Genomic DNA, 8132 nt, shown 5'->3' on the forward strand with positions numbered 1-8132 from the left:
CCGGCCGGCGGAAGGGCCTGGCGTTCATCGAGGGGCGGACCACCGCCGAACTGGTGGCCCTCGGTGAGGAGATCTACGACGAGATCATCGCCGACAAAATCTGGCCGGGCACCCGCAACCTGGCCCAGATGCACCTCGACGCCGGCCAGCAGGTGTGGCTGGTCACCGCCACGCCCTACGAACTCGCTGAGATCATCGCCCGCCGGCTCGGTCTGACCGGTGCGCTGGGGACTGTCGTCGAATCTGTCGACGGGGTGTTCACCGGCAGGCTGGTCGGCGAGATCCTGCACGGCGCCGGAAAGGCGCACGCGGTGCGGTCGTTGGCCATCCGGGAAGGGCTGAACCTCAAACGGTGCACGGCCTACTCGGACAGCGTCAACGACGTGCCGATGCTGTCGCTGGTCGGCACGGCGGTGGCGATCAACCCCGACACGGCCCTGCGGGTGCTGGCCCGTGAACGTGGCTGGGAGATCCGCGATTTCCGCACCGCGCGCAAAGCAGCGCGGATCGGTGTCCCGTCGGCGCTGGCCCTGGGGGCGGCTGGCGGCGCACTGGCCGCCGCCGTGTTGCGTCGCCACGAGCGCGTGTAACGCGCGAGAGGCGCACCAACCGCATCCAACACGTGTTGCGTCGCCACGAGCGCGTGTAACGCGCGAGGGGCGGGCGGCGCTGATAGGCTTCCGGCGCCGCGCACCATTGCGATCGGAAGGCAACCCGCCATGTCAGTGCACGCACAATCGCAACAGATCATCGGTGCCCACTACCGATTCCCGGACTACTTTGCCGTTGGCCGCGAGAAGATCCGCGAGTTCGCGCGGGCGGTCAAGGACGACCACCCCTCCCACTTCGAGGAGGAGGCGGCAGCCGAGCTGGGCTACCCGGCACTGGCGGCATCGCTGACCTTCCTGGCGGTCGCCGGACGGCAGGTGCAGCTGGAGATCTTCACGAAATTCGACATCCCGATCAACGTCGCCCGGGTCTTCCACCGCGACCAGAAGTTCACCTTCCACCGGCCGATTCTGGCCGGTGACCGGCTGTACTTCGACACCTACCTCGACTCAGTCATCGAATCGCACGGCACGGTGATCAGCGAGATTCGCAGCGAGGCCACCGACGCTGACGGCAACCCGGTGGTGACCAGCGTCGTCACCATGCTCGGCGAGTCCGCCCGACAGGAAGCCGACACCGAGGCGGCCACGATCGCTGCGATCGCCTCGATACGAGACAGCGGGTAGCCCCTCCAGCCTCCAGCGCAGCTCAGCCGAAGAACACGTTGCCGCGGACGGCCAGCCGGCGATACAGCGTCAGCTGGATGGTCTCTCGCACCTGGTCGGTCAGCTCGAAGGTGAGCATCGGATCCTCGGCGGCGCTGACGTCGTAGTCGGCGGTCTGTATCGGCTCCCCGAACACGATGTGCCATTTCGACGGCAACGGCACCAGGCCGGCGGGGCCGGCCAGCGGGAACAGCGGAGTGATCGGGAAATAGGGCACGCCCAGCAACCGGGCCAGCAGCTTGACATCGGCCAGCATCGGGTAAATCTCCTCGGAGCCGACGATCGCGCACGGCACGATCGGCGCCTTGGTGCGCAATGCGGACGATACGAACCCACCGCGCCCGAAGCGCTGCAACTTGTAGCGGTCTTTGAACCGCTTGCCCAGCCCCTTGTACCCCTCCGGGAACACGGCGGTGAGTTCGCCGGCGGCCAGCAGCCGATGCGCGTCGGAGGTACATGCCACGGTGTGGCCCGCTTTACGGGCAGCCGCCCCGATCACCGGCAGGTCAAAGACCAAGTCGGCGGCGAGCAGCCGCAGGTCGCGATGCGCGGGATGCTCGTCGCGTACCGCGACGGAGGCCATCAGCGCGTCGATCGGCAGCACCCCGGCATGGTTGGCAACCACCAGCGCCGCGCCGGTTTCCGGCAGGTTCTCGATGCCCGTCACCTCGACCCGAAACCATGACTTGAAGAAGAACCTCAGCAGAGGCAGGGCGATGGCGTTGTTGAAGTGCGCGTCGAACCCGAACTCGTCCACGTCGTAGTCGCCGGTGATCCGCCGCCGGAGGAACTCAGCGAGCGCGGCGACCCGCCGGGCGAACTCGCCGGCGGACTGCTCGGCGCTCGGCGTCCCGGCTGCGGCTCCGTGGCGCTGGTCGATCCCGCGAACGGCGGCGGTGAGCTGCTCGGCTGACGGATCGCGCCCGGGTTCGGAGAGCACCGAAGGGTGGCGGCGAGCCGCGGCAGCACGCTGAGTCGACCGCCGCTGCGCGGCGGTGCGGCTCGAACTCGCATGCAGCGGAATAACTTTGGCTTTCGGATCGCCTGCCACGACGTTAGCCTCCCCTCCCCCGATCGAAACTCACGGTGCGCCGACCCAAGCGCTGGGCCGCGGTCACCGCGCGACGCTCCAGTGAGCGCACCCACTGCGGGTCGATGATCGGGTTCAGGCCACGGCCACGCAGATAATCCTCGAACGCCTCGGCGGTGGTCCACTTCGGGCTGTAGCCGAGGTCGACCCGCATTCTAGTCGTATCCATCACCCGGCCAAAGCTCAGATAGTCCAGCTGCTCGCGGTTGATCTCGGTGCGACGGTTGGCTCGCCTCACCGAATCGAACGCCAACAGCCCGAATCCGGGCACCGGCAGCTGGATCCGCCCCGATCGCCGGATCGCCTGCGACAGCATGATGATGCCGCTGGCGCCGATGTTGAAGGTGCCGGACTTGCCGGCCATGGTGGCGCGTTCCAAGGCGCCCAACGCGTCCTGTTCGTGCAACAGCTGCAACCGCGCGTCACGGCCGAACACCGTGGGGACCACCGGGCCGGCCAGATACCGGGACAGCGCGGTGTCCATCGCCGGACCGATCATGTTGGCCAACCGCAGGACGGTGACCGTCATGTCCGGCCGACGCCGGCCCAGCCCGCGAGCGTAGCCCTCGATGTCGATGCTGTCGCGGCGAAAGCCGTCGCCGGGCGGGCGACCGGTACTGTCCTCGCTGAACTGCACCGGATCATGCGAGCTGCATCCATACACCTCCGAGGTCGACTTCAGCACCACCCGGCGCACCGAAGGCGCCCGCTGACAGGCAGCGAACAGTTGCATCGCGCCCATCACGTTGAGTTCCTTCAACGTCGCCCGGCCGCCGGATCGTGGCACATACGACGCCACCGCCGCGTGCACGACGGTGTCGACGTCGCCATTGCGGATCACCTTGGCGATGAACGGGTTGCGGATGTCGGCGCGGACGAACTCGGCGCGCCCCATCCGTCGCAGCATGTCTTTGCTCGGTGCGATCGCGTCCACCGCGATGACCTGGCTGATCAGCGGGTTCTGGGCGAGCCGAGCGGTCAGGTAGCCACCCAGAAACCGGGACGCGCCGGTGACCAACACGACTTTGGGGTAATGCCGAAGATTACTGCGACTGCTGTCGGTTGGGGTTCCGGCCGAGTCCATCCCGTTAGCCTAATGGCCGTCGCGGACAAGCAGTACCGGCGAGCGGGGATGTTCAGCGCGAATTTACTTGCCGAGCTTTCTGCGCTGCACCCGAGTGCGGCGCAGCAGCTTGCGGTGCTTCTTCTTCGACATCCGCTTACGCCGCTTCTTGATGACTGAGCCCATGAACTCCGCTATCTGCCTTGCCTGGCCACTGCCGGACCGGGTTGTGGCCTCCGAACGCTTTCGAACCGATTCGATCAACCCGGCCACTGTACCGGGCCGGTGCATGCGACGGCATACTGGCACCGCCGAGCGGCACGCCAGCGTGCAAGTCCCAGCCGAGCGTCACACCGCAGCGACGCTCGGCGCTTGCGTGCACCCGGTTGGCTTAGCCCGCGTCGAAGAAGGAGGTCTCCAGCAGGTCATGCACCGCCTTGGCATGCACCCGAAAAGACCGTCCGACACGAACCGCCGGCAGCTCGCCGTTGTGCACGAGTCGGTAAACCGTCATCTTGCTCACCCTCATCAACGCGGCCACCTCGGCCACGGTGAGGAACTGAGTTCGACCCGATTGACCATCGAGCGAGCCGGTATCCCGTGCCGATTTGCCACCAGCCGCATCTCGCGCCAAAGGCCCGTTCATAGACGTCATCGTCACCCATTCCATCGGGCACGTGCAGTCCCGGCGGCTTCCCCTCCGCTGACACCACACGTGCATGCATAACGGAGAATAGCGGGACCAATGGGGTTTGTGCGACGGGTGTGGGCTAATTTTTGGAAAATAAGAGAATCACATATATGTAGTTCTTGACTGGTCAGCATGGGTTTTCCGAGTGGGCTTTCGCGGCACGCACCGCCAGGTCGACGGCGGTCCGCAGGCCGCCGCGCTCCAGCTCGCGCAGTGCGGCGGCGGTGGTGCCGCCAGGTGAGGTCACCTCGGCACGCAGCTGCGCCGGCGTGGTGTCCATAACCGCCGCAGACGCGGTAGCCGCTGTAGCCGCTGTAGCCGCTGTAGACGGCGTAGACGGCGTTGTGGATCTCGCCGATGTCATCCGGTCCAGCAGCATTGCCGCCGACCCGGCCATTGTCTGCACAACCAGCTCGGTGGCCACCGCGCGGGTCAACCCGACGGCAACCCCGGCGTCTACCAACGCCTCCACCAGCAAGAAGAAGTACGCCGGGCCCGAGCCCGACACCGCGGTCGCCGCGCCCAGCTGGCCCTCCGGGAGGATCGTCACGCTGCCGACACAGCTGAACAGCGCGGCGACTGCGTCGAGCTGCTCGGAGCTGGCGAAGCGCCCCCTGGACAGCACGCAAGCGCCGGTGCCGACCTCCACCGGCGTGTTCGGCATCGCCCGCACCACCGCCGTCCCGGCCGGCAGTTTGGCTTCCAGGTGCTCGGTGGTGACACCGGCAGCGATGGTCACCAGCACCTGTTCGGGGCTGTCGTCGGTGGCCCCGGCGGCCACTTGGGCGATGTCGTCGATCACCGAGTCCACATCGTCCGGCTTCACCGCGACGACCACGATGGAGGCGTTCTCCACCGCGTCGGTGACCGACGTCACCAGCACCGAGTGTCTCTCGGAGAGATGGCGGGCGCGATCAGCCACCCGTTCGGCCACCACCAGGTCCTTGACCGGGCGACCGGCCCTCAGCAAGCCCGACAGCAGAGCTTCGCCCATCCTGCCGCCGCCGACGATCGCGATTCTGGCCATGCCGACAGCATGGCAGAGCCGACCCGGGCGATTGCAAGCGCGGCGCAAGCCGGGCGCTGGGGGCACCTCCCGTTTGCGGGGGACGGGTCACCCGTATCAGGACCTCCCGCAGTCCTACCGGCCAGGCACCATCGCCAGCTGTCGGGTCTGCACCACGATCCGGCCCTCGCAGTCGACGACGGTGTGATCCTCGTCGAACCAGTCCTGCCCGATCTGCACGCAACTGCACAACACGCGCAGCCAGCCGTCCGCCGGCAGCCCACGCAGATAGGCGGTGAGTTGCACGGTGGGCGCCCAGCCGGTGCGGTCCACCGCGAAGCTCACCGGCGCGGACACGTCTCCGCACATCAATGCGAACAGGACGTCCGGCGCGGCACCGCGGGGCCGCACCCACATCTGGATCATCGGTGGCCTGCCGTCGGTGCTTGGCTTCAGCGTCGGCACCAGCGGCCGCACGTCGCAGCCCTCGGCCAGGTGCACCAGCCCGGCCATCGGATGTCCGGGCCCGATCGGTGCGGCGTCGGCGGGCGGCTCCGGCGCCATCAAGCCGGTGATCGGGTTCGCGGACAGCAACGGCGGAGCCGCGTGTTCCGGTTGGCCGAGTGTGACGCCCGCATGCACGGCGGTGCGTTCACCCTGGGTGAGTTCGACGTCGACTACGCTGATCCGGCGGCCGCGCTTGCGCATCCGGGTCAACAATCGCATCGGCCCGGGATCGGGCGCCGACAGAAAGCTCGCGGAAACCGCGATCGGCTGCAGGCCACTCGAGGGCCCAGCGGCGGTGCGCGCCGCGTTCGCGCACAACGCCAGCATCGCGCCGCCGTGCACCTTCGGGCCGATGGTCCAGTGTTCGTTGAGTTCAGCATCGAAAACCCTGACGTCCGTGGTGTTCTCGGTGCCCACGGTGACCGCGCGCAGCGCCATCGCGGTGCTGAACGACGGGGAATTACCCATGCGACTCCTCTGGCTCATTCGCTTCGCTGCTCGCTGCGCAGTCACCCGCGCCGCAGGTGTGCCCGGGCGAACTGCAACGACTCAACCAGTAGCGCCTCGCGTTCATGGGCCGACCGCGCGTGCGAGGTCGACACCTCCAGCACCACATGGCCGGCGAAGTCGCCACCGGCCAGCATCTGGCACACCTCCACGGTGGGCTGATCGCCGCGCCCGGGCACCAGGTGCTCGTCGGCCGGTAATCCGCTGCCGTCACACAGGTGCAGGTGGGACAGACCCGAACCCATGCGGCGGGCCATCTCCAGCGCGTCGGTGCCGGCAGTTGCGGTGTGCGACAGGTCCAGGGTGTAATGCGCGTGGTTGCCGTCGAGGGGGTCGTAGGACGGGGCGAACGCCGAGATCGCCGGCCCCGGGCCGCCGCCGCGACGGCGCATCCGCTCCCTGGACTGGCCGGCGCTGAAGAGCCGGTCCGCCCGAAACGGGAACATGTTCTCCACCGCCACCAGCACGTCGCTGGCGGCTTCCAGTGCGGCGACCTGTTCGCTGAAACCCTCGGCGTAGCGCCGCTGCCAGCGGAACGGCGGGTGCACCACAACGGTCTGCGCGCCGAGTCGCTGGGCCGCCCGCACGCTGCGTTCCAGCTTGTGGACCGGGTTGGCTCCCCACACCCGCTGCGAGATCAGCAGGCACGGTGCGTGCACCGACATCACCGGTACACTAAAGCGCCGCGACAATTTCCTGACTGCGTCGATGTCCTGACTGACCGACTCGCCCCACACCATCAACTCGACGCCGTCGTAGCCGAGCCGGGCCGCATAGTCGAATGCGGCCTCGGTTCGCAGAGGATAGACCGAGGCCGTCGACAAGCCGACGGTGATGGCTGGGCGCACTGTGTCTTCGGTTAATTCGCGTGCAGCGCCAGCGGCCCGAGCGTAATCAGCAGGCCGACCGCTACCGCGGTCAATGTGCTGCCGATGTCGACGGTCTTGCGGACCGCCTGCACGGCGGCCACCAGGCCCAGCGTGACCAGCACCGCGAGCACCAGCGCCACGATGTTGTTCCAGCGCCACAGCTGGTCGAAGGCGATGAACAACCCGGCTCCGAACACCACCGCCAGGATCGACTGCAGCACAATCACTCCACCGCTGAGCAACTCGGACAGCCGGCTGCGTTCCTCGGTGAGCTCTTCGGCGAGGTCTTCGTGGAGATCTTCGCCGAGGTCTTCGTCGAGGTGTCCGTCGAGGTGTCCGTCGAGGTCGCCACTGCGGGCGGCGTCGCGGGCGGGGTCCACGATGTCCATCCCGACGTCGTGGTGCTCGACCGGGTCGGGACTCATCTGCTCGGCACCAGACTGCGAGCCGCTACTGAGGCCGGGCCCGCCCTGCGCAGCGTCGGGCGAATCGGTCCGGCGGACCGGCCGCGGATACTCGCTGCGCTGCGGGCCCGCGGCACGCCGAGGCTGCGACGGGGATACGGGCCAGCGCGGCTCCGGCTCAGCCAAGTCGACGGTCACTAACCGGTCGTCGGTGGGATGTCCGGCCACCGGCGCCGGGCCGTCGTAGCCCGGCTCGGAGTCGTCGGTGCTCACGTGGTCGGGCTCGGAGTCGTCGGCGCGGACGCTCTCGTCGTCCCGGATAACCGGGATCTCGCCGGTCAGTTCGGCCACCGTCACCGCGTGGGCATTACCGCGCCGACGCCGGCGTCGTCCGGTGACCGGCGGAGACCCGATGTTGCCGTTTTTGGCCAGCAGCTCAGCCACCGAAATCGGCCGGGTGGCACTCTGCGGCTCGGGGTTTTCACCAGTCGTCATCGCTTGCCGCCTCTCGACCGGGCAACCAGGCTTCCGGGATCGGCCACCGCCGTCTCCACCAAGGCGGTTCCATCGGTTTCGCTATCGAGTCTCCGCAAGATGAGACCCTCGCGCAGTGCCCACGGGCAGATGTCCACCGTGTCAATCGACAGCGCTCGCATGCTCGCCTCCGCCACCAGAGCCCCGGCCACGATCTGCGGTGCCCGGTCGGCACTGACTCCTTCCA

General features: G+C 68.0%; 11 protein-coding genes. 2 read left to right on the forward strand and 9 right to left on the reverse strand.

From position 1 onward, the window contains the following. Together AC2VOP_RS21400 and AC2VOP_RS21405 are read left to right on the forward strand one after the other, a co-directional pair. On the forward strand, positions 1 to 590 hold a 590-nt coding region (locus tag AC2VOP_RS21400; protein WP_486962830.1), incomplete at its 5' end, for an HAD family hydrolase. 129 nt (positions 591 to 719) lie between these two features. Beyond that, the gene (locus AC2VOP_RS21405; RefSeq protein WP_486962831.1) at positions 720 to 1235 is read left to right on the forward strand and encodes an FAS1-like dehydratase domain-containing protein; all 516 of its coding nucleotides are present in this window, start codon (positions 720 to 722) and stop codon (positions 1233 to 1235) included. Between the two features lie 22 nt (positions 1236 to 1257). Here the strand turns inward: AC2VOP_RS21405 and AC2VOP_RS21410 are convergent, their stop codons facing one another. From AC2VOP_RS21410 to AC2VOP_RS21450, 9 genes are all read right to left on the reverse strand, one after another. Beyond that, complete coding sequence (locus AC2VOP_RS21410) at positions 1258 to 2325, reverse strand: lysophospholipid acyltransferase family protein (protein WP_486962832.1); 1068 nt, start codon at positions 2323 to 2325, stop codon at positions 1258 to 1260. A gap of 4 nt (positions 2326 to 2329) precedes the next feature. Next, the gene (locus tag AC2VOP_RS21415) at positions 2330 to 3448 is read right to left on the reverse strand and encodes an SDR family oxidoreductase (protein WP_486962833.1); all 1119 of its coding nucleotides are present in this window, start codon (positions 3446 to 3448) and stop codon (positions 2330 to 2332) included. A 63-nt stretch (positions 3449 to 3511) separates the two neighbouring features. Beyond that, a complete protein-coding gene (locus AC2VOP_RS21420) occupies positions 3512 to 3613 on the reverse strand; it encodes a 30S ribosomal protein bS22 (protein ID WP_003402602.1) in 102 nt (33 codons plus the stop codon). Between the two features lie 205 nt (positions 3614 to 3818). Further along, complete coding sequence (locus AC2VOP_RS21425; protein WP_486962839.1) at positions 3819 to 4082, reverse strand: helix-turn-helix domain-containing protein; 264 nt, start codon at positions 4080 to 4082, stop codon at positions 3819 to 3821. Between the two features lie 163 nt (positions 4083 to 4245). Then, on the reverse strand, positions 4246 to 5145 hold the full coding sequence (proC, locus tag AC2VOP_RS21430; RefSeq protein ID WP_486962834.1) for a pyrroline-5-carboxylate reductase: 900 nt from the start codon (positions 5143 to 5145) through the stop codon (positions 4246 to 4248). Between the two features lie 114 nt (positions 5146 to 5259). After that, a complete protein-coding gene (locus tag AC2VOP_RS21435; protein ID WP_486962835.1) occupies positions 5260 to 6099 on the reverse strand; it encodes a thioesterase family protein in 840 nt (279 codons plus the stop codon). Between the two features lie 41 nt (positions 6100 to 6140). Beyond that, complete coding sequence (locus tag AC2VOP_RS21440) at positions 6141 to 6986, reverse strand: sugar phosphate isomerase/epimerase family protein (protein WP_486962836.1); 846 nt, start codon at positions 6984 to 6986, stop codon at positions 6141 to 6143. Between the two features lie 11 nt (positions 6987 to 6997). Next, positions 6998 to 7906 carry a hypothetical protein gene (locus tag AC2VOP_RS21445; protein ID WP_486962837.1) on the reverse strand — a complete coding sequence of 303 codons (909 nt, stop codon included), beginning with the start codon at positions 7904 to 7906 and terminating at the stop codon, positions 6998 to 7000. Then, a partial coding sequence (locus tag AC2VOP_RS21450; RefSeq protein ID WP_486962838.1) for a Ppx/GppA phosphatase family protein occupies positions 7903 to 8132 on the reverse strand: 230 nt, incomplete at its 5' end. The genes AC2VOP_RS21450 and AC2VOP_RS21445, both read right to left, overlap by 4 nt.

It is taken from the genome of Mycobacterium sp. TH-M106 (genome assembly GCF_057473765.1).